This window comes from Bifidobacterium simiarum (genome assembly GCF_002802905.1).
Taxonomy (GTDB): Bacteria; Actinomycetota; Actinomycetes; order Actinomycetales; family Bifidobacteriaceae; genus Galliscardovia; species Galliscardovia simiarum.
The window spans coordinates 1-599 of sequence record NZ_PEBK01000023.1; the positions used below are offsets into that span (position 1 = coordinate 1).

At 69.1% G+C, this 599-nt stretch carries 1 protein-coding gene; it reads left to right on the forward strand.

Annotated elements, in window-relative coordinates:
• The coding region (locus CSQ87_RS10645; RefSeq protein ID WP_117434934.1) for an iron-containing alcohol dehydrogenase at nucleotides 1–599 on the forward strand (599 nt) is incomplete at both ends.

Genomic DNA, 599 nt, shown 5'->3' on the forward strand with positions numbered 1-599 from the left:
CGGTGGAGTGCATCCAGGACGGCGTGCTGCGGTTCAAGGCGTCGGGCGCGGACTTCCTGATCGGTCTGGGCGGCGGCAGTCCGCAGGATACGTGCAAGGGCATCGGCATCATCGCGGCGAACCCGGAGTTCGGCGACGTGCTCTCGCTGGAGGGCGTGGCGGACACGAAGAACCCGAGCGTGCCGATCTTCGGCGTGCCGACGACGGCGGGCACGGCGTCGGAGACGACGATCAACTACGTGATCACGGACACGAGGAACAAGCGCAAGTTCGTGGCGGTGGACCCGCACGACATCCCGGTCGTCGCGTTCGTGGACCCGGACCTGACCGACTCGATGCCGCGGGGCCTGAAGGTCGCGACGGGCCTGGACGCGCTGACGCACGCGATCGAGGGCTACATCACGCCGGGGGCGTGGAGCCTGTCGGACTGCCTGAGCATGCAGACGATCCGCATGATCGCGAGGAACCTGGCGAAGTCGGCGGACGGCGACGTGCCGGCGGGCGAGCAGATGGCGTACGCGAGCTACATCACGGGCATGGCGTACTCGAACGTGGGCCTGGGCCTGGTGCACGGCATGGCGCATCCGCTGGGCGGCCGC